This window comes from Paenibacillus sp. FSL R5-192 (assembly GCF_000517845.1).
Taxonomy (GTDB): Bacteria; Bacillota; Bacilli; order Paenibacillales; family Paenibacillaceae; genus Paenibacillus; species Paenibacillus amylolyticus.
This window is the reverse complement of sequence record NZ_ASPR01000049.1, coordinates 69,737-90,552: the sequence shown is the minus strand read 5'-3', so window position 1 is coordinate 90,552 and position 20,816 is coordinate 69,737. Positions and strand designations below refer to the sequence as shown.

At 39.5% G+C, this 20,816-nt stretch carries 19 protein-coding genes and 2 pseudogenes; 3 read left to right on the top strand and 18 right to left on the bottom strand.

What is annotated here, in order from left to right:
* From C161_RS25620 to C161_RS25610, 3 genes are all read right to left on the bottom strand, one after another.
* Nucleotides 1-1,536, bottom strand: coding sequence for a Dyp-type peroxidase (locus tag C161_RS25620; protein ID WP_036673677.1), 1,536 nt, complete (start codon nt 1,534-1,536; stop codon nt 1-3).
* Nucleotides 1,537-1,556: 20 nt separating this feature from the next.
* Nucleotides 1,557-2,660 (bottom strand): hypothetical protein, encoded by a 1,104-nt coding sequence (locus C161_RS25615; RefSeq protein WP_051449947.1) that lies wholly within the window; start codon nt 2,658-2,660, stop codon nt 1,557-1,559.
* Nucleotides 2,661-2,907: 247 nt separating this feature from the next.
* Nucleotides 2,908-3,267: a hypothetical protein gene (locus C161_RS25610; protein WP_036673674.1), complete on the bottom strand. Its 360-nt coding sequence runs from the start codon at nt 3,265-3,267 to the stop codon at nt 2,908-2,910.
* Nucleotides 3,268-3,673: 406 nt separating this feature from the next.
* Here C161_RS25610 and C161_RS25605 point away from each other — a divergent pair, with 406 nt between their 5' ends.
* Nucleotides 3,674-5,158, top strand: a complete 1,485-nt coding sequence (locus C161_RS25605; RefSeq protein ID WP_036673672.1) for a M6 family metalloprotease domain-containing protein — start codon at nt 3,674-3,676, stop codon at nt 5,156-5,158.
* Nucleotides 5,159-5,831: 673 nt separating this feature from the next.
* Here C161_RS25605 and C161_RS25600 read toward each other — a convergent pair.
* From C161_RS25600 to C161_RS32120, 14 genes and pseudogenes are all read right to left on the bottom strand, one after another.
* Nucleotides 5,832-6,089, bottom strand: coding sequence for a hypothetical protein (locus C161_RS25600; RefSeq protein WP_036673671.1), 258 nt, complete (start codon nt 6,087-6,089; stop codon nt 5,832-5,834).
* A gap of 996 nt (nt 6,090-7,085) precedes the next feature.
* On the bottom strand, nt 7,086-8,777 hold the full coding sequence (ilvD, locus tag C161_RS25595; RefSeq protein WP_017688240.1) for a dihydroxy-acid dehydratase: 1,692 nt from the start codon (nt 8,775-8,777) through the stop codon (nt 7,086-7,088).
* 15 nt (nt 8,778-8,792) lie between these two features.
* Complete coding sequence (locus tag C161_RS25590) at nt 8,793-9,458, bottom strand: GntR family transcriptional regulator (RefSeq protein WP_036673669.1); 666 nt, start codon at nt 9,456-9,458, stop codon at nt 8,793-8,795.
* A 469-nt stretch (nt 9,459-9,927) separates the two neighbouring features.
* Nucleotides 9,928-10,038, bottom strand: a pseudogene (locus C161_RS33180) (tyrosine recombinase XerS); the annotation flags it as partial.
* A 73-nt stretch (nt 10,039-10,111) separates the two neighbouring features.
* Complete coding sequence (locus C161_RS25585) at nt 10,112-12,088, bottom strand: sigma-70 family RNA polymerase sigma factor (protein WP_036673668.1); 1,977 nt, start codon at nt 12,086-12,088, stop codon at nt 10,112-10,114.
* A gap of 571 nt (nt 12,089-12,659) precedes the next feature.
* Nucleotides 12,660-13,976, bottom strand: coding sequence for a sensor histidine kinase (locus C161_RS25580; RefSeq protein ID WP_036673667.1), 1,317 nt, complete (start codon nt 13,974-13,976; stop codon nt 12,660-12,662).
* Entirely contained in the window at nt 13,963-14,658 is a 696-nt protein-coding gene (locus C161_RS25575) for a response regulator transcription factor (RefSeq protein ID WP_036673666.1), read from the bottom strand. The genes C161_RS25580 and C161_RS25575 overlap by 14 nt, the downstream gene beginning before the upstream one ends.
* Nucleotides 14,659-14,684: 26 nt before the next feature.
* Nucleotides 14,685-15,809 carry a dimethylarginine dimethylaminohydrolase family protein gene (locus C161_RS25570; RefSeq protein ID WP_083684368.1) on the bottom strand — a complete coding sequence of 375 codons (1,125 nt, stop codon included), beginning with the start codon at nt 15,807-15,809 and terminating at the stop codon, nt 14,685-14,687.
* 86 nt (nt 15,810-15,895) lie between these two features.
* Complete coding sequence (locus tag C161_RS25565) at nt 15,896-16,282, bottom strand: hypothetical protein (RefSeq protein ID WP_235193936.1); 387 nt, start codon at nt 16,280-16,282, stop codon at nt 15,896-15,898.
* Between the two features lie 103 nt (nt 16,283-16,385).
* The gene (locus C161_RS33365) at nt 16,386-16,511 is read right to left on the bottom strand and encodes a hypothetical protein (RefSeq protein ID WP_255319864.1); all 126 of its coding nucleotides are present in this window, start codon (nt 16,509-16,511) and stop codon (nt 16,386-16,388) included.
* A 274-nt stretch (nt 16,512-16,785) separates the two neighbouring features.
* Nucleotides 16,786-17,805, bottom strand: coding sequence for a DUF4367 domain-containing protein (locus C161_RS25560; protein ID WP_036673665.1), 1,020 nt, complete (start codon nt 17,803-17,805; stop codon nt 16,786-16,788).
* On the bottom strand, nt 17,766-18,350 hold the full coding sequence (locus C161_RS25555) for an RNA polymerase sigma factor (RefSeq protein WP_036673664.1): 585 nt from the start codon (nt 18,348-18,350) through the stop codon (nt 17,766-17,768). The genes C161_RS25560 and C161_RS25555 overlap by 40 nt, the downstream gene beginning before the upstream one ends.
* 220 nt (nt 18,351-18,570) lie before the next feature.
* Nucleotides 18,571-18,909 carry a hypothetical protein gene (locus tag C161_RS33175; protein WP_218034871.1) on the bottom strand — a complete coding sequence of 113 codons (339 nt, stop codon included), beginning with the start codon at nt 18,907-18,909 and terminating at the stop codon, nt 18,571-18,573.
* Nucleotides 18,833-19,024 (bottom strand): annotated as a pseudogene (locus C161_RS32120) (PhzF family phenazine biosynthesis protein); the annotation flags it as partial. The gene C161_RS33175 and the pseudogene C161_RS32120, both read right to left, overlap by 77 nt.
* Between C161_RS32120 and C161_RS33170 the strand changes: the two are divergent.
* Nucleotides 18,947-19,120: a hypothetical protein gene (locus C161_RS33170; RefSeq protein WP_218034872.1), complete on the top strand. Its 174-nt coding sequence runs from the start codon at nt 18,947-18,949 to the stop codon at nt 19,118-19,120. The pseudogene C161_RS32120 and the gene C161_RS33170 sit on opposite strands and share 78 nt — an antisense overlap.
* Complete coding sequence (locus C161_RS25540) at nt 19,113-19,457, top strand: SDR family oxidoreductase (protein ID WP_235193947.1); 345 nt, start codon at nt 19,113-19,115, stop codon at nt 19,455-19,457. The genes C161_RS33170 and C161_RS25540 overlap by 8 nt, the downstream gene beginning before the upstream one ends.
* A gap of 406 nt (nt 19,458-19,863) precedes the next feature.
* On the opposite strand, the gene C161_RS25535 is transcribed toward C161_RS25540, so the two are convergent.
* The gene (locus tag C161_RS25535) at nt 19,864-20,805 is read right to left on the bottom strand and encodes a ketopantoate reductase family protein (RefSeq protein ID WP_051449946.1); all 942 of its coding nucleotides are present in this window, start codon (nt 20,803-20,805) and stop codon (nt 19,864-19,866) included.
* Between the last annotated feature and the right edge of the window lie 11 nt (nt 20,806-20,816).

Genomic DNA, 20,816 nt, shown 5'->3' with positions numbered 1-20,816 from the left:
TTATACGTGTTTAGTGATAATCTCATTAATTGCACTAATTGAAGGTTGGAAGAAGTAACCCCCACCTGTCATCGTTACAAACTCTTGTAAATTTAGTGTTTTGTGCTCTAATACAAATGTTCTACTCCGATCAGTTGATGTATTTTGTCCGATTATAGGATCTTCTCCTTCAGAGCCCGGAGGATTTTTCTTATTATTTGCCCAAGTTTTTTGCAAGAACTCAAACTGTCTTTCTATGGATGTTTGATATGAAATAAACAATAATCCTCTTTCTTCCTCGGGCACCTCATTAAACGATCTTCCAAATGGAATACCTCTTCTTATAATGCGTCTAAGTAGTGTTTGCTCTGCAGAACCTAAATCAGTACCCATATCCCGAGGATTGACTTTACGTATATGTGCTGAAAAAGGGCATATTCCTCCAAGTCTATCGTTCGTTGCGCCACTTATTACTCGTCCGCCTACTTCCTTACTCATTTTGATTGGGGGCTCCACTTCATTGTATGAAAAGTGATTGCTTTCATACGCATCCTTTCCTATATTTTCTTGATCGTGCTCTGGAGAACGAATGATAGGAGCACCACTTGGCCATCGTCCCATTAATTTGGCTCCAATGAGATCCTCCGATAGTCCGGTCTGCACTTTAATTTGTTTTAAAGAATCTTGAAATGCTTTTACATCTTGGCGTAATCGTCGGAAAACCAAATATGAACCATTACGAGCCCATTTTGGTACATTAATGTACATATCAGGTCCCTTGAGTAGGGGTTGGATATCATCATCAGGGTGAGGCCTTGCTCCTTGTGCTGGGTATCCAAATACAAATTCCCCTGGCCAAATGAGCAGTTCTCCTGGTTTCGAGAATGAAAGAGATCTCTTTTCATCAGGGTCAATGAGTCTTGGAGTCAGGTAATCATGATCACCATCAGAGATTCGCCCTCTTACCCCTGGTTGCGAGATCCCGTCCTTAAACCCAAAATGCTCATGCCCTGGCTTGTCTGGTAGAACTCGTCCTACTTCTTCTTGAATTAAGCGAAGTCCTACATTTTCGGAAATCATCTTCTTTATAGTGTTTACTCTTTCTTGCAAAAAATTTTCATTATCGCTAGCAACGATTAGTACAAAGTCTGGATAGTTGTTCCATCCTCCATATTCCCATTGTTCCGGGTTCAAACGATCTCCAAGAGATCTTCTCGGCATGCCATCTTTAAAAGCTTCGCTTGTAAAATGTACTGATTCATCGGGAACTAGTTTTTCAAGTCCAACATAAGTGAATGCGACATTTATCCAGGTTGATGTTAGTCCTTGTGGATCTCGACCACCAAGTCTTTCACGCATCGACTTAAATAAATTATTAAAACGCAAAACTTCCTCCAGAGAGGAAATCTCGGGTAGAAGTTCCTTCAACCACTTTTTAGTCTGCTGAGGCTGGATGATCTTGAGAAATAGAAAGTTCTGAAAGTCTTTATTAAATCCGGCTAAAATATTTCCTTGGATATCCTGTATATCCAAGACCGGTTCAGATTGCTCTACCATCCATCTCAACCTTTCATAATTTAATTGCGTCTACTGCGCTGCATATCTGTTGGATGTATCATCATTTCAGCTACTGCAGCTGTATTTCCTGGACACTGATGCTGCACATTGTCTGCCTCGCCTTTACGGCATACAATGCCCGTTAATTTAATATCAATGAACCGAGCAACCTGACCACCGTAACGAATCGGTTTATCGTCAATTAAAACTTCTTCTCCATCTGGAATTTCATAGACCGCCCTGACTCCTAGCACTTCCTCACCACTAGATCCATCTTGTCCTCTGATTATTTTCCAATATGTTTTTGGATCGGTACCAGACTTAGTTTTCCACCCATTTGTATCTAAATCATCAATATATAGAGCAACAGGATTTTGTATGGTTATAAAGTACTTATCTCGTGCGAAATCATTTATGATACCCCCAATAAGTGGATCGCTCGCACGTCCTGCGTTTCCATAGTCACTACACTCAATCAACTCATCATATGCCTTTATTTCGTTGCCGTCTTTTATTCGGAGAACAGTAGCACGGGCAGCGATATTAATTTCAGCTGAAAGTGTATTGGACTCATGAGTTAAATGCATCTTGCCTTTTTCGGTATTCCATGCATTGTAAGGGTTATACTCTTCATTCATAAATAACTCTTCTTTAGAGATTCCATTTTTTATATATTGATTGTAAAGTTCTACAATTTTATCTTGATCCAGGGACTTCCAATATTCTTCTCCTTCACATGTAAACGTCACACGTTTGAGCCTACCCGTTTGTTCATCACGTTCTACATGCCATTCACAATATTCATCCTGTGGGCGATAAATATACTTTCCATTCTGAATTAACGTCTCCTCTGCTTCTTTATAAGCTAGCTCCCAATTATCTTGATATTTGTCCGCGATCAGTTTTGGGAATGCCTTCCAACGGATTGTTTTGGTAAGGTAATTTTCTGGAGTATCTATCTTTACAGGGTTGTAAAATTGACATTTTCCGACTCCAACTTCGGATTCGACCTCTGAAATGCACACGTCAAATCTTGTTGATATGTAATCACTCCATTGATTCTTTTGTTCTTCATTCATGTCTTCCAGAAAAGCAGGTGGATCAAATTGTTTAAGTTTTGCCATAGTAAGTTCCTCCTTATTAAATTTAAAATCAAGCTTCACAATGAGTTTTAGATTTATGTCAAAACCACTTGAATACTTTTGCATTGCTTAATTCAGATTCAGGAAGATCCTGTGCAACTTGGGTTTATAAAGTTCCTCTTGACGAATTCATGTTGCCTAGAAAAAGCTGCGATTCATTGATGGCACGTATATGCGTGCCATCATAACCGTCATTTAATCTAGAGACATCTAACGGAAACTGTGTTTTTTAATCGACTGTTTCTGCAAAAGCGATATAACTAACTAGCCCTGTAATATTTAACTTTTTCTCAATTAGCTCAGGTGATCTCATTGAAATTACTGTATTGATCCTAGCAAATGTGTTATTTATTTCTCTTACAAGCAATCCTACAGTCAGATTGCTACTTGAAATGTTTATTATTTTTCCAGACTCATCTTTGTAGTTAGGCAAATCAATACTGAAAGTGTTTAATGCGGTCCAACATGATTTAATAGGCACACCAAAATCTATATAATCATCAGTAACAAAATTCTCTGGATTATCTGGATCAGCATCAATTGTCATTGATCGCAATCGTGCATCATATTCTCTAATTAAAATCGCCACAGTTGTATACCACCTTCACAAAGAAATTTTCTTCTGACTGTCCATCCGTATGTTTTATCCTTTTTTGCTATTTCAAATGTGGATAACCCAAATTAAGCTGTTCCATTCCTCTAAGTGTTTAGTAGTACTATAAGATAGCTTTAATCGTGATGCCATCTTTTCAGTTTTTATCCATCCTCCTAATTCAATATATTCGCAAAATTATTATTAATAAACAGATCATAAATTATACATTGTTGGCAGTGGTGAAATTGACAAAGGTCAAGAAAATTTGAATTTTGATGGCGCTTATAGATGAGGAAACACAAAGACGTTAGTGGAACTGTAATAACTAATTTTACTAAGAATAAATGTTCTTAGATGGAGAACCATATAAGTAAATTAATTTTATGGAGGTAAGATTTGGATGAGCTACATAGATGGTGAGATTTTAACTTTTACACAGAACAATAATGAAATAAAACTTCGAGTGTATGGAGATGAGTTTTACGCGCGGTATGAGTCACTGGAGGGTTATACAGCTATATATGATGATAAGTTACAAAAGTTTTGTTATGCTTCCTTGGTAAATGGTGCTCTGACTTCAAATGGAATAGATATTACTTCTCCTCCACCAGCTGATTTAGAAGTGCACTTATTAGAAAATTCTGTTGTAAAAAATGGTAAATTCAATAAAAAATACAATGAACTTATTTCCAGTGAAAGTAATCCACATGAAAACAATACGAATAAAACTTTAGGGCCAAATAAGGGACTTCTCGAAGGAAGGTCCCTCGCTAAAGGGAATATTAATGGGTTGACAGTACTCGTTGATTTCCAAGACCTCAAATCTACTGTCACCAGCGACGATATTAATGAGATGTTAAATGGAGAGAATTATAAGGAGAATGGAAATTATTGCTCGGTAAATGAATATTTCAAAATTATATCATCTAACCAACTCGACTATAAAAACACGGTTATTGGACCTATAACCTTGCCTAATACAGTAGAGTATTATAAACGTAATCTTCTTGTGAAAGATGCTTTAGATATAATAATAAATGATCTCAATGTTGACCTTTCTGCAGTTGATTCAACTAATTCTAAAATTGTAGACTCCATCAACTTTTTATATGCGGGCAGAACAAGTTATGAAGGGAACCTCTGGCCCCACAATGGTAATGCTAATTTAAACTACAATGGATATAAAATTGATTTATATATGCTTACAAGTATGGGGAGGAATAAAAGTGATCTAAGTATTGGGACATTCTGTCATGAGACAGGCCATTTACTTTTACGTTTCCCTGATATGTATGATTATGGTGAACGTGATGGAGACAATATCAAGAGCAGTGGTATTGGCATGTATTGTCTAATGGGTTCAGGTAATCATTTAGATAATGGTCATACCCCCTCTCCAGTTTGTTCTTATCTAAGAGAGCTTGTAGGGTGGGCTCCTAATATTATTAATCTTAATGAGATAAACGGAGAACTTTCCATAAAGCATGGTGAATATAACACAATTTGCATGTATAGTACGCATAGCGAGAATGAATATTTTATTTTAGAAAATCGCACAAATTTAAATCTAGATAAATATCTCCCTTCCAGTGGTCTGGCTGTGTATCACTGTGATACTTTAGGTTCTAATGAATTACAGACAGGTAGCTCCAATAGACATTATCAATGTGCACTTCTACAAGCAGATGGTAATTCCGACTTGGAAAATGACGTTAACTCTGGTGATGGTACTGATCTATATTCCGAGAAAGATGGTGTAGTTATTTCTGGGAGTACTAATCCTTCAAGTAGGTTGTGGAATAACAGTGACTCGGGATTAGTTATTTCAGACATTTCCAGTCCAGGATCAGTTATAAAACTAAAGATATTAAACAAACCCAATTAATATTGGGGTTGCCGACGTCCTGTTAGCTTATCCCTCTAGCTTCTTGTTATCTGTACGAATCGTAAGCTCCATATAAGAAAATATGAAGAAACCTTGTCCAACAATAACCATTATGGTTTTGTATGGACAAGGTTTCATTTTCCAAACTATGGCTGTCAAAAATCACAATTCCCCAGAGTTAGATGATTCGGATGTTTGCTCATTGTGCACATCGATAAGGTAACTTATTGCCGGTTACTCGTTCTAACTTAGCCTTTAGGTCTTGTATTTGGTATTCAAACTGAAAATTTGCGTGATCGAATCAGGTATCGATGCTTTGAGTTCTTCCAATAATGCTTTTTGTTCTTCTAACGTTTGTAATCGGTCTTTCATATCATCAATCCATGAGTGGATTAAATGATGTCGGCGTCTTACGACCTTGTAGAAGAGTTCACTAACTACTCTTCATACAGCTATTGCTTCATCTATATAAACTTCAGACAACTCACCCACAAAACTTCCTTGTATACCTATTTTTTTAATCGCCCTTCATAATAACCTTCTTGTTATATACCCTGCATCACTATTAGCGGGCTCCGCACCATCATTAATTAGAAAAGAGCCGGTCTCACATGATCAAGTATCATTCTAAACGACTTTAAATCGTCAGTATATTGTTTACCATTTAACTCCATCAATTTTCTATTGGGATTAAAGAAGAAAACCGTATAAAAATATCCTTGTCACCATTAAGAGCTGTTGCAATACTTTTTAGTCCGCCTCCATAATCAATATTGGGATTTTGCATTTTTACAAATCCTGTGTCTTCTTTTTTGTAACACATAAATACATTGTTCCCAATTTCTAAAAATCTCTCGCTTACAGAAGCAGGATGATCCAGTGAATCAACCCCTGGTTCAAGATTAGGTCCACCTGGTTCACCAACAGGCATAAGTTAAACCAATGTTATCACACACTCAACTTGCTCCGTAAATTAACATTTTTTGATTTCTTAAAAAAATTAGTTAATATGCCCAATTGGTACAAGTTCTTGTCCCTAACAATGACAAATCAGCACTAAGTACGGTATCTGCCCCTTGATCCAAAATCACATTCGGCTTCCTCCCCTTTTCTTTGCTAAAGTGCTTGTTAACGAACTTGTTTTATCTATTTCAAATGGGATTACAGTTCAAGTGGAAGTCTCTCCTAGCGTTGAAGCTGGTCTCTTATTCATAATCCAACCCGTAGTCTGTTAATCGCTCAAAAGAGACTCGCTTCTACACTTAGATATTTATCTAATCGGAAATGGGAACAAGTTCGTGTCTTTCAACAGCTAGTTTCATTACGAAATTTCGCTTTTTTAATGCTTGGCAGCCTGTGTTTACCCTCAGAAACGCTGTTGCTTCATCGTGATGTGACAATTGTATAGTGTGTATTTGTCCCAATAAAACCTTTACCTGAATACTTAGATATTCATCTAATCGGCAATCGGACTATGTTCTTGTCAATTCCGGCAATCGGTACAAGTTCTTGTCCTTTGCTTGGGACAAGAACTTGTACCGATAAAATAAAAAAGCCGCTAAATTAGCGACTTCAATGGGACCATGTTCTTGTCCCTCGACAGGTATATTTACTCCATCCAAACATTCCTGCACTAGCCGGAACCTGCCTGCTATTCGTAGCGAACCCCCAATTAATGAAAGTCGAGAAACGGTACAAGCAAAAATACACCCCCTAGAATTTCATCGGCTAAACTCAGGGGTTTAATCCAATGTCTATTCTAAGGGGTGCACTTCATTTTCGAATGATGAAACTAAATTCTTCATCTTTTTCTTGCGACATTCTTGATCTCTAAATGGCGTTTTTTTTGTTTAGCACGCTTCATGCATTCGTTGTTTGTAGTAGCTTCTCCCCTCCCATTTTATATGTAGCATCAATGTTTAATTGTCTATTCCATCAAATCTGTTACTGCACCTCTTGAAGCAGAGGAAACTAATTTAGCATATTTGGCAAGTACACCGGATTTCACTTTCAGTGGCGGTTGTACCCAAGCTTGCGCTCGAGCGGCCAACTCTTCTTCTGGCACTTCAACCTTAATTTCCTGAATGTCGCTATCAATGGTGATAATATCTCCATTTTGGAGCAAAGAGATCGGTCCACCTACTTGTGCCTCAGGGGATACATGGCCGACTACAAATCCATGCGAGCCACCCGAGAACCTACCATCTGTTATGAGAGCAACTTTCCCACCGAGACCTTTCCCTACAATTAGTGCTGTAACGGAAAGCATCTCAGGCATACCTGGTCCACCCTTAGGACCACAATAGCGTATGACCAATACGTCCCCTTCTTGAATTTCATCATTCATGATCGCTTCTGTCGCTTCATCTTCGCTATCGTACACCTTTGTCGGTCCGGAAAACTGTTGTATCTTCATGCCTGACATTTTGGCAACAGCGCCTTCAGGAGCTAGGTTTCCTCGAAGCACAACCAGTGGTCCATTTGGTTTAAGCGGATTATTGAGTGGACGTATAATCTCTTGATCATTCTGAAGTGGAGCAGCTTCCGCTAAATTCTCCGCCAACGTTTTACCAGTTACGGTGAGGCAATCTCCATGAAGTAATCCCTCAGCGAGCAATAGCTTCATTACCCCGGAAACACCACCAATATCATTCAGATCCTGCATGACATACTGACCACTTGGCTTCAGATCTGCCAAATGAGGAACACGCAAGCGAATTCGTTCAAAATCATCCAAGGTTAAATCCACTTCTACGGAGTGCGCAATAGCTAGCAGATGGAGAAATGCGTTGGTTGATCCCCCTAGAGCCATAACAACGGTGATCGCATTCTCAAATGCTTTCTTCGTCATAATGTCTCTTGGGTAGATTTCCTGTTCAAGAAGTGAGATGACCTGCTTACCGGCTGCTTCGCATTCCAATGCTTTATCCGCTGAGATAGCTGATGTCGAAGAAGAACCAGGCAAACACATACCCATTGCTTCTGCAGCTGCGGCCATCGTATTAGCGGTATACATCCCCCCACAAGCCCCTGGACCTGGACAAACACTGCATTCGACCTTATGCAATTGTTCGTCTGTTATTTTTCCATCTTGATATTGCCCAACGGCTTCAAAAGCTGAAACGATATCCACTTTTTTACCGTCGAGATTACCAGGTTGAATGGTTCCTCCATATACATAAACAGAAGGAATATTCATCCGTCCAATAGCCATCAAACATGCAGGCGTATTCTTGTCACACCCACCGATTGCAACAACGCCGTCAAAACGCTCGGCTCCGGTCACAATTTCAATCGAATCAGCTATAGCTTCCCGACTTGGTAGCGAGAACAACATCCCGCCATGCCCCATCGAGATCCCATCAGAAACGGTAATCGTATTAAAAATTAGTGGGGCACCGCCGTTATTACGTGCGCCCCGCTTAGCTTGCACCGCTAAATCATTGATGTGCATATTACACGGTGTTACTTCACTCCACGTACTTGCTATTCCGATCATTGGCTTTTTAAAATCCTCATCTTGAAATCCAACTGCACGCAGCATCGCTCTGTTCGGTACCCGGTTAGCACCTTCACTGATTACCTTGCTTCGAATGCGAAGATCTTTTTTATTTTCCATGTTTCTTCCCTCATTTCAAAGTATTTCGTTCAGTTCCTGCATCGGTCGAATAAAATTTTGTTTCATTAAATTATGGGCATCGTTGCTATTTTTGCCTTCAAAAGCTTTAATAATCTGATCATGTTCTTCAACTGAAGCTAGTGTAGCCGTAATAGGTTGTTTTAAAAATACGTATTTAAATCGCCTAATGTGAATCTGAAGAGATGTATTAAATGTAGCTACATAAGGATTATCTGAGAGCTCCACAATATAATTATGAAATTGCTCATCCACCTCCATAGCCTGATAAACTTGTCCATTTTTAATAGAACTTGCGAATTCCAAATTTATGGATCTTAGTTTCTCGATCTGTTCTGGAACAATAGTTTGGGCGGTGATTTCAGCAGCTAAGGCCTGAAGAGCAGCCATCGTTGAATACATCTTAAAAATATCGTTTTTCTCAATATTCGTTACTTTTGTTTCTTTTCCTGGATGCATGGACACGAGGCCTTGAACTTCGAGTAACTGAAATGCCTCCCGAATCGGTGTCCGGCTGACTCCAAGTGATTCAGCCATTTCCGCATCAATAAGCTTTTCACCTGGTTGCAGTGTTCCATCAATGATCCATCGCTGAATCTGAGAAAACGCTCTTTCTTTTGCGGACATACGGACTGGTAAGGAAAAATATTTAGGAATTGGCATTGTTTTCATCCTCATTACAATTATTCTTATATGCAATATATCGCATACACGATCGAGAAGCAATTATTTCATTTATTCGCTCAATTAAGTTTATCCAGATAACTACCTGTTTTTATTGAGAGTCTGAGACAAAAAAGAGAACTATAATTTAAAAGTCTTTCTTTGAGAAATGTTACATAAGGAATATATTTTAATGTGAATGTTCTTATATAAAATTATTTGGTACTAATGAGGGCTTATGTACTTTTTACTTAAGTACACATCTAATCGGCAATCGGACGATGTTCTTGTCCCTCGACATGAGTTTGTAGTTTTAACTCCCACCCCTCCGTCGTATAATCTACCTAAAACGCCGAACTCATATTCCGAGTTCGGCGTTTTTAAAATTCAATGGACACAATTAATATGCCGGTTTGATCGACTCTCGCATCCTCCAGGTTCATGAATTTATGCCCTTTGTCTAAATAATGGCAAATGAATGCCTCAAAGAAGAATGAACCGTCAAAGCCGGCTTTCCAAAGGCTGTTGCATATTTCTCAAAAAGTTTTTCTATAGAACGTTGTGTTAAACGTCTATTTTTAAAATGCAGTTCTGCGTCCGCAGGCTTTTGAATGCCTTCCAGCCCTTAGTTTCGGGCTAGATGTTTTTATTTGTCAGTAAAAAGTATTTTCGTATAACTTCCCCGTATGCGCATCAAGCACTTCGGGCGTCCGCTCGTGCTCGCTACCAATCATTCGATACACTAGTTCGTACGGGGACTCTTCCACCCTAGCATTGTGCATCCGTTCCCATTGCAGACGCAACTTGGCCTGTGCCGTCCATCGGAGGATGGCTGTCTGGTAATCAAATGAAGGCACGGTCTCCAGCTTCTTTAACTGTTCTGGCCTTATGGAGGGGGACATCAAACTTTTGACCCTCCCATTAGAGCGGTCAACAGCTAGTTGATAGCATTCATCCCTGACAGATATGTCTTGAACATATACACCAAAGCGAATGATTTCCAAACGATCTTCGTCGTCGGTCTCTTCAGTTAGAAGCTTGAGATACGGCAACATTTCAGCTGCTAGTCCTCGGACATAGTCCATAGCTACTTCTATACATGCGTCTCGATCCCAGGTTAATGGAGCTAGTTGATCTGGCTTACCATGCGAAACAAAGTCAATCAGTTGTCCGGATTGGCTGTCTACTCGCGCCTTGACTGCTCCCTCCATCTGATCAGCCCAATAGGCCTTCCAAGACCGGTCATTCTTGGCTGGACGCTCTTCATTCTGTTGCTTCCACACCATCAACTTGGTGTTCGAGCCAATATTGTCGTCTTGTACTAACTGAAATTGGTCGTTGTTTACGCCAATCCACTCTTCTAGGCTTCGTGCGGGCGGGAACTCACCTGGCCACTCGTCCAGAGTTCTTGGGTCAGAGGGTACAGCTTCTGCCCTATAGGCTGTCGGAACTTCCTCCTGTGATGATGCAGTATAGATTAGCCCTCTACTTCGGGGGGCGTAAACAAGATGGACCTGATCGTCACCATCCGTGTACACGGCTTTGTCCAATACGCAATATTCCACATGTAGCAAAAAATTCGCCTTCATACACGCCATCTGTTCCTCTTCTGGTGTGATCATGGTTGGGAGTGCTGGCCCTGGAACGGTTCCATAGTACCTAAATCCGACCACGCGACCGCCGGGATGAACCATAATCAGGCATCCCGTCTCAGGAAGCGGCAGCCCCATCGCCTTCTGCTGTCGTGTGTACACCAACATCCCTTCCATCCACTCCATCTCACAATACGGAAAATCACGCAGTGCGCCGGGATAATGATCTTCCAGGAATTGCTCTGCCTGCTGTTTGAGCTCCTCCTCAGATATCCGTGTCTCGTTGTCCAATGAGGCCCAGGAAATGGCATAGTCTAGCAAGTTGCCGCCCCTGGAGAGCGTGGCAGAAACGGCGTCATCACTCCCCGTTTTAACCCATAAGAATCCCGCTTCTCCCTTCCCTGTTCCCCTCCTGGTGTTCTCTTGATAGTCATTGACGATCAGATCATAATCCGGTGAAACGGCAAACTGGTGCTCTGCCTGTTGTCTTAACTGCAGGCGTAAAGTATCCAGGTCTCGTTCGAGAAAATCTTGAGCCATTTCGTTGCGCAAATGTTCCAGCCCCTTCCGTAATTGTGTTTTTACAGTACCTAATGGCATATCCAGGAGATGGGCGATTTGCTGCTGGGTCAGGTCCTTCTTATATTTTAAGAACAGGAGCTGACGCAGCTTCGGATTCAGACTGGCCAATGCACGCTCCAGATCCAGGGTTTGATCGATATCATTAACGACCAATGGCTCTTGCGCCTGCGGGTCTTCGCTCAGGTGAACACGCTTGGATTTCTTCAAATGATTGAGCGCCCGGTTCACCACAATTCTGGTAAGCCAGCTCTCAAACGCTTCGGCTTGCTGCAGCGTTTGCAGTGACTCATAAGCCTTAACGAGGGCATCCTGAACGATATCCTCCGCATCTTTGGACTCCCGTACATAATGGCGAGCCACTCGGTGCAGCTTATCCGTTCGATCCTTTATAAGAGATACGAAGGCATCGTGATCTCCGTTCTGTGCGGCGTTGATTTGTTGCTGTGCATCGATCATTGTCGTTCACCTCCTGTTATATAGACAGCTAACTCGGGGGTTTGGATTTAATTAATGTAACATTATTCTTATAGTTGTTCCCAAATAAGTGCATATGCTGATTATTTAGATATACACCTAATCGGCAATCGGTACAAGTTCTTATCCTTAGCTTGGGACAAGAACTTGTACCGATAAAATAAAAAAGCCGCTAAAATAGCGACTTCAATGGGAATATGTTCTTGTCCCTCGACAAATCATTTTGGAATGGGCTGGAAAAATATTGATTCTCGTGATGTCAGGGCATCCTGTCGTCGATCGCTCAGCATGGGCCAGTACCTTCAGCTCTTTCACTTCATCAGTCCAATTATAAAGGTGAACATGAGTTGTGGCTGGATCTTATGGCAGATTTCCAGTGCTCGCTTCGTTGAGCCCCTTTACTGCCCATTAGCCCTTTCATCTCTGCTGTACCTTCTTCCAACAGAATTACCCGTTTTGTCGTAACAACCCCCGCATAACTTCATCGTCGAACGAATTGAATACAGTCAACGTGATAGATCTACGAAAACACGTTACATGCAATTTTAGGCAGCTAATTAAAAGCTCGACTTATTTTAAATTTCAGTATAATCTTGTAATTCTCTTGATCTTCAGATGAAGAGAATTGTCCTATCATCCGATGCATAACTTTTTCTATGATTTTTTCACCCAATTTATAACTTTCTACAGATTCATTCTTTATTTTTAATTTGTTTTCTACACAAATCACAAAATGATGATCTTCTATATAAGTAAATAAATTAATTTTTTGCTCTCGATCTGCATATTTTAGTATGTTCGACAGAAAATTATCAAATACACGTCCAATATTTTCCATATCCACAATAATTATGACATCCGTAGGGGAGGCATTTACAAGTACCTGAAATCCTTCCGCTCGAAGTACAGCTGTAATATCTGACAATACATCATGAATTGATTCCCGAACTGAAAGGGTTACTAAGTCTGCCTCCCTCTCTTTATCTAATAAAAAATATGAAAACAGATCGTCTGTACGATTCTTAAGTTGGAGAGCCTTTTGATACGCACTCTCGATTTGATACCTTGTTTCTACACATAAATCTTCTGGTGTATTACGGGCAAACTCTAAATACATGATGAGAGATGTCAGTGGCGTACGCATATCGTGAGACATTTCGGTTGCAAGATTTCTACTCTCATTTTGCAAATTTTCTATCCTTTCTAACCTGCCTAAAAATGCTTTACGTAGTTCCTCTATACTTTCCGCAATCATCGCCAATTCATCATACCCTCGTACCGTTATAGAATAGTCTAATGAGCCGCCTTCAAGGATATGAATTTCATTATTAATTGTGCGTAAATATTTGATCCCTCTACGTATTCCTAATAAAACAATGGTTATAAATAACATTGCGGACAGCAATATTTCAAGCATGTAGGCCACATTATAGTAGTGAGAAAAATAAAATCCATAGATTGAAACGTTACCTGTCCCATCCTTAAATTGTACTGGGTAAGAGTTCCGTCGATCATAATCAGTTTCAGGCTGACTTCCAAATGCTCCTTCGTCATCAGCATGGTACAAGGAATCATATTGAAGCACCTGGTTCTGAAATACGTATAAAAATAAATTACTCTTCTGACTTTTAATCCAGTCTGAAAACGCAATACGATCTGTCGTTGACAGATCGTTTGCTGAAACATATTCTGAAAATTTTTGGACGTAAACTTGAGATTCGGACTTTAAACGCTCATCAGAAGTAAAATAATGATCCATAACCCGATTGCTTATGGACTGCAAAAGTAAAAAACAAAGAACACTTATGGTGAGAGCAATAATTATTAAAACAGTCAACTTTTTAGTTATAGTAAGTTTATGAGTGGCCAAAACGGTAACCTCTTCCCCATTCCGTTAAGATATACGCTGGTTTTGCTGGATCTTCTTCGATTTTCAATCGTAATTTTCGGATGTGTACTACTACCGTATTATTTGAACTGTAGAAATAAGGTTCTTTCCAAATACTCTCATAAATATTTTGGGCAGAGAAAATTTTATTTCTTCTGGTCATCAACAGTTTAAGTAGACCGTACTCCAGATCGGAAAGCTCAATCTTCTGACTGCCTTTCCATACATCGTTAAATTGTTCACTTACTTTTAAGCGTCCTCCGATAAGAAATGTTTCGCCATAATCCTTTTTATCTTGATAAATCGTATACCTACGCAACAAAGCAATAACTCTTGCCAGAAGCTCCTGTACAGAAAAAGGTTTAGTTAAGTAATCATCTCCACCAGCAAGCAAACCTTCCGTTTTGTCCAAAGTTCCGGATTTAGCAGTTAGAAAAAGAATAGGAACATTGTATCGTTCTCTGATTCGTATACAAGCCTCCAGTCCGTTTATTCCAGGCATCATAATATCCAGAATCACCAAATCCAATGACTCATTTACTAATTCAATTCCCTGTTCTCCATCTTTAGCTGTTGTTACTTCATAACCTTCACGGACAAGAGACATACGTAGCAGATCACGAATTTCCTGATCATCTTCAACCACTAAAATCCGGCTTGTCATAGTTCACCTCATACTTGATTTAACTTTTAGCTATCCGTGCGAAGCAATGGCTGTGTACTGCAACGGAAAGCTCCACCGAAAGAACGAGAAATTTCGTAATCAACATATTCTACTTTGATTCCTCTTTTCTCAAGCTCTTTTCCAATTGTATTTTTGAATGCAATGTCCGTAACATATACTTTGCTACTGATTGGCAATCCATTTACTGCCAAATCTTGAGCATCCTTGTAACTCACTTCGATTTTGTCCCAATTTTTAAGTTCTTCTGGGAGCCCATTGGCTAACGAATCCATGCTAACAATCATTAATCCATCTCTTACAAAACTGATAGCACAATCCAGGTGCAATGTGCCAGGCTCTAGCTTCACCTCAACCACCTTATAACCTGATGGTGTCAAATAGTTTCTGAGCCAATCAATACCGGCTTTGTTTGAAGCTAGACCAGAATTACCGACGAATACAGTCTTTCCATACACGAGGATATCTCCACCTTCAAGGTAAGGACCGGCAGCAGAGTTGATTCCTTTAGAAACGTCTGGTTGTGGGACAGCTACATGCGGAACGTTATTTTGGGCTGCTTCCTTATCCAGAATACTTCTAACAGGTAAAACCTCAAGTCTCCGGTAAGCCGATTTAAATGAACCTTCAATTAGATGATTTCCGATTGTGAAGAATGGATCTCTGACAAAGAAATTAGTTACTCCTTCGCCACCTGTAATGCCATCTTTCACAGCCCCTAGTTGTTTTTCTTTTTCATTTAAAAGGCGTGGACGTTGAACCTCAACCCCGTATTTTTCAAGAACCTTTTTAAGGTCTTCACGCTCTTTTTCCCACTTTTTCTGTGCCTCTGCCGGATCCGTATTCATTATAGACATGCCTCCTTCAGGCATAGGCATGTCTCCTTCTGGAAAATCATCAAAATTGAAGTGCATAAAAGCTTCAGATTGTGTCAATACAACTCTTTTTAGCGTGGCGAACTCACTCTCTACATATACATTGTTTTTCTCACTTTTTGTAGTCACAGTTCCATTCACTTCCGTAACTCTATTAACTTTAGACACACCAGTCGCCCCTGCCACTGGTAATATGCTAGTTACCAGTACAAGTGATAATGCTGTTGATCCAACCCACTTCAAACTCTTTCTTTTCATATTAATGCCCTCCTAATAATTTGTTTTAATGCTTACAGTTTGAATTATAGAGAGCAATTCTTAACAGTTTATGAAGGCATACTATTTTAATTTAAACTCCTTCCCGTAAGGTCTGACAAGAGATCTTTAAATGAATCACATCTTCTTCCATCAAAAACTATACCCGCTTCTCCATGTTTTGGCTCATGCAGTTTAATAGAAGGATTGCTAGATAGATAGGTTTCTTCATATGTAAAGCAAAATAAGGAACGTACAAAAGGGATACCGTGCCCTAGGCTGCTTGGTTTTAGACGATCAGATTGCTTTGCTAAGTATTCCTTCAGGAGATTTAGAGTTACTCCCGAAATATCTACAATCCCTTGATCAGAAACCAACATCTTGAGTTGTAAAGCATACGCACACAATGTATTCAGGCTCAACCCTTGAATTCGTTTATCTGCCTCATAATGATTCCAAAGTTCACTTAAATTCATAATAAAATCCTCCTATTAAGAGCAATTAATTTTAGTTTGCTTCAAATAGAAGATTTTAATTTGGGGCTATTTAACTAAAGTTTCCCGTTAGTTGATTAATGATCTAACCCTTGCCCCCTTTAGAAACACCACGGAAAAATTCATCTTGAATATTAACTTTAAATACTACTGAACGTTGTTCTTTAACTGTCATCTCAATAAATTGTCTCTTATTCATCATATTATGCAATGTTTCCCCTCCCTTTTAGAGATAAAGTATTCTATATAAAGGAACCAAGTTCTTGTCCCGCGACAAATAATAACTAACAGTTCAACGGCAAGTTTAAAGGCCATCCTTCTTTGTGGGATGGCCCTTCCTGTACATATTCCTCCATTAATAATACTGCCTTATAGGTTTTGTTAGCATTATTCAAATTATAACTGGCTGGAAGATTACTTGGGTCCTTCAGTAAAGCAGAACTAATGTCTAAAGTGCCTTGTTTATCCCTTTGTTGTTTAGAACACTAAGGAGATGTAAGCATCTCTTCAGCAATTTTGACCAGATCCTTTTTACCTAAATTTCTGTCTCCATTATTGGATATTTCATACAAAAAATGATTGTGATCGTCCCTCCATCCAATCCGATGGTAAGGAACGGAATTAGTTTCCCTATCCTTAATATCGGATTGAATATAATAGACCTCATTACCTTGGATGTTCAGCTTCTCGGATTTAGCGTGATCGTCCTGGAATATGGTCACTTTGGAGTCGGGGAATATTCTTGTTGCCATTACAGTTACAACGTTCTTCCCCTTGACATAGCGTGCCAAAGAGAAATCAGCCTTATTCCAATTCAGTTTTTGAATATAGACCCGTTGCCCATCCGAAGAAGATTCAGCTTGTCTTCTAAGGTCGTCTGTTAACTTCAGGTAAGCAGCATCTGAGAGATGGTTTGTATACAGATCGGCAGGATAAACGTATCCGTAATCAAACTGGTACCCTTGAGGAAGTTGCGTTATTGATTTTAAAACTGGAGCTTGCGTCCGTGTAATTTCAGCTTGCAAACTGCTGAAATTTGAATACTCGATCCACTTATATTCAAATTTTACGGGGGTTAATTTATCCGCGTTGTTAATTAACTCATCTTTGACATAATAGGCTACATAATCCCCAGGTTGCAATTGTTCTTTAATCTGATTTGTGTAAAAGCCCAGTCTTTTTGTGTAATTGGTAACAAAGTCAGTAGGCTCTTTTGCGGCGGCAGTGTTTAGTACCACCTCTCCTTTATTGTTAAGGAATTCAATATATTGCGAGGCCGCATACCCTGTCACTGATACTCCAAGAACGAACATTGCGGTTAGCCCGGGAACCACGAATCTTTGACGAACTCGTGCTCTGGCATGCAAGCCTCTCTTGTGAACTGCCAGCTTATGGACCCGAGTCATGACTTTGTCAGTGACATCAAAATTCTGAAACTCCTCTTGGATCAAGAGATCCATTTCTTTCAGATTTTCGTTTTGAGAAGTACGTTGTAATTTTGGCATAGTTCTTCCTCCTTTGGTTTCATCCATTTTTTGAGTTTGATTTTGGTTCTAGCAAACTTTTTCTTGACGGCATCGGGACTTTTATTCAAAATTTCAGCTATTTCTACAAACGATTTTTCTTCAAAAACGCGCAGAATCAGTAGGTTCCGTTCAACCACATTTAGTTTTTCAAGCGCCCGGCTTAGTGGTTCGTTAAAGAGTTGGTTATCCAGCATCTCTGCAGGACTAATGGCAGATTGATCTTGAGCCATTAGTCTGAACTTCCATTTCTGTTGCATTTTTTTTCGACGGATTATGTTTATGCAGTGATGATAGGCTATTTTGTAGAGCCAGGCGGAGAAATTCACCTCAGGTTTATAAAGATCTATTTTCTCATAGGCTTTAACCAGAACGTCTTGAACAGCATCCTCGGCTTCCTGTTTGTTTGAAATAAGTCTCCAGCAATACATAAATATCTGTTTTTGGTATTTTTGAACGATATAAACGTAGTCCTGAATTTCGCCCGCTTGTACTCTTTTAATTCTGTATTCGGTTTCCTCATCCATGTTTCTTTAAGGCACCTCCCAGGTATTCGCGATGAAGTTTATATATGTATAACAAACGAGGTAGTTCTAAAGGGACATTTTTTTAGAAAAGTCTCTAAATTGTTGTTCAACCATATCCTCCTTATTTGTTTGTGATACAGAATCGGTCTGGTTAATAGGTCTCAGATTATTGACAACAGTACCAATCAAAACCCAAACACTGTAAGAGCAAATTCAACATCTAATGTTTCAATAATAGAGCGTTAGAATCTCTGCTTTTATAGAGCGCGGCTAAAACTCTAGCTTGCCTAAAATTAATAAATAATGGGATTTTGTTTAACCAAGCTTGAATCACAGTATTTTCCTGACAATAGCCGTTTAAGAAGTTGCAATAGTAACGCTTTGCAATTTCCTTCCTTACATATCCAGACACAACCCAAGGAATAGGGATTTCATAGAATAAAGGAGTAGCAATATCAGAAACAAACCAGTTATATTCCGCACGGAGCAAAATTTCGGCATTCCGCAGTAGCATTGTCAGGAGTATCCAGCGTAAACAGATGATATCCCACCACATCATATTTTTTGCTAATGGCGGTTATGGCATCAAAATTGGGATGAACCTCATTCAAGAGCTTTCTACTGCGGATCGGAATCAAAATGTCCCGCAGCCCCGTCGAAACAATCTGGATCGGTTCTTACTACTGTATTTTTTCATCAGCTGCCTGATCTTTGGCTCTGCCAAAAACAGCAGACCGATCTTCCATCGCGCTACTCGCTTGAATCGTTAACTTCTCAACGGGTCTTACTCGTGTTTCTTACCCCGGATTCTCAGCTTATTCGGCAGCTAAGGGTGCAGTGGAAATTCTAAGCATCTATATGGCAAAAGAGCTCGGTCACCGCGGTATCACTGTGAATACGATTGCCCCTGGTGCAATCGAAACCGATTTTTTAGGCGGCGCTGTACGTGATACGCCATCTTACAATGATGCGTTTGCTTCAATGGTTCCCCTTGGTCGTGTGGGTGTACCTGACGACATTGGTCCCGCAGTTGCCAGCCTACTCGATCCTGATAATCGCTGGGTGAATGCACAGAGAATCGAGATCTCAGGTGGTCAAAACATTTAATTTTTCATAGGAATACAATGATATTCCGTGACTTTTTGTAAATTCGCTTTCTTTACGCAATATGATTTCCAATACTAAACTATTTAGGTAATAATCTAATCGGGAATGCTACAATATTCTTTTACCTCTTCATCGGAGGACTAAGAAGAAGCCGATCACAATGATCGACTTCTTTTCTGTTCTTATTGTGCTATTACTTCCCATAAGTATAAAAAACACAATTTAAAGCAGAATACGATCATTTGCTCCCTCTCTCGGCTGTAGCTCATTCATTGTAAAAAGCGAATAACTCCTTATTTTGATCAGATCAGCCTGTTCATGATTAATTGCATGGCCTGAATCAGGGATGATTTGTAGTTCATCTGGTTGTCTTATAGCTTTTGGATAGTTCGACAATCTATCATATTTACCGATCAGGAACAATTTGTCGTGAATCCATTTCCGATTTGATACCATTTTGACTTAAAAATTTTATTAAATCATTACTCAGCTGCACAATCTCATTGTTAGCATGATTCGCATAATCCGGCAACATCATATCTCTAACCATTTTAGTTCGTAGCCATGCCATAAAGAAAAGATCCAAAAATAAGTTTGGAAATTTAAGCACCATTTTAAGCATTGGTGGATCAATTGAAACGCCAGCTTTTTGTATTGCCTTGAGATGCGCTTTTAAAGTGACTGTTATTTTGCGTGCCATTTTTCTGGTTCGGGCAGTTTTTTTGTCAATGATCTTATTTTCAGAATGCAAAAAGCTTAACATGGCAATGTCTGATACCGAATGTGTAATTAGATACGCTTGCATATCCTTTTTAATGACGTAAGGAAGCTTTGCAGTTTTTAATATTTTTGCGAGGTTTTTTATACGTTCTGTCACTACACCATTAATTTCTCCGAATGCAGTTGCCGCTATAATCTTTGGTAGAAATCGAGCATGCAATACTCCATCTTTAATCTGTCCACCGAAACCCGGAAAAGCGGGTAATAGTCTATCACCTACGATATCCAGCCACGAAGAAAATCCCATTGAATTACTAGTCATCGTAACTATATTTTTGCTTTGATTATCTTTTAGCGTTAACAACGCTGATTCGGACCGATCATAACGAACGGTAACGAAAATAAAATCGTATATGTCGTCGTTTTGGAGTGTATCAATGACATTCACTTTTATCGATCTAACTGTACCTTTTTCCATATATCGCAGGCCATTTTCTCTTAATGATTTATATCTATCAGAACGGGCAAATAGGGTAACGTCAAACCCTGCTTCTATAAGCTTAATTGCGTACATGCTCCCGATGACACCTGCACCAAAAATTAAAATTCGATCTTGTTTATTTAACATTAAAATCACTC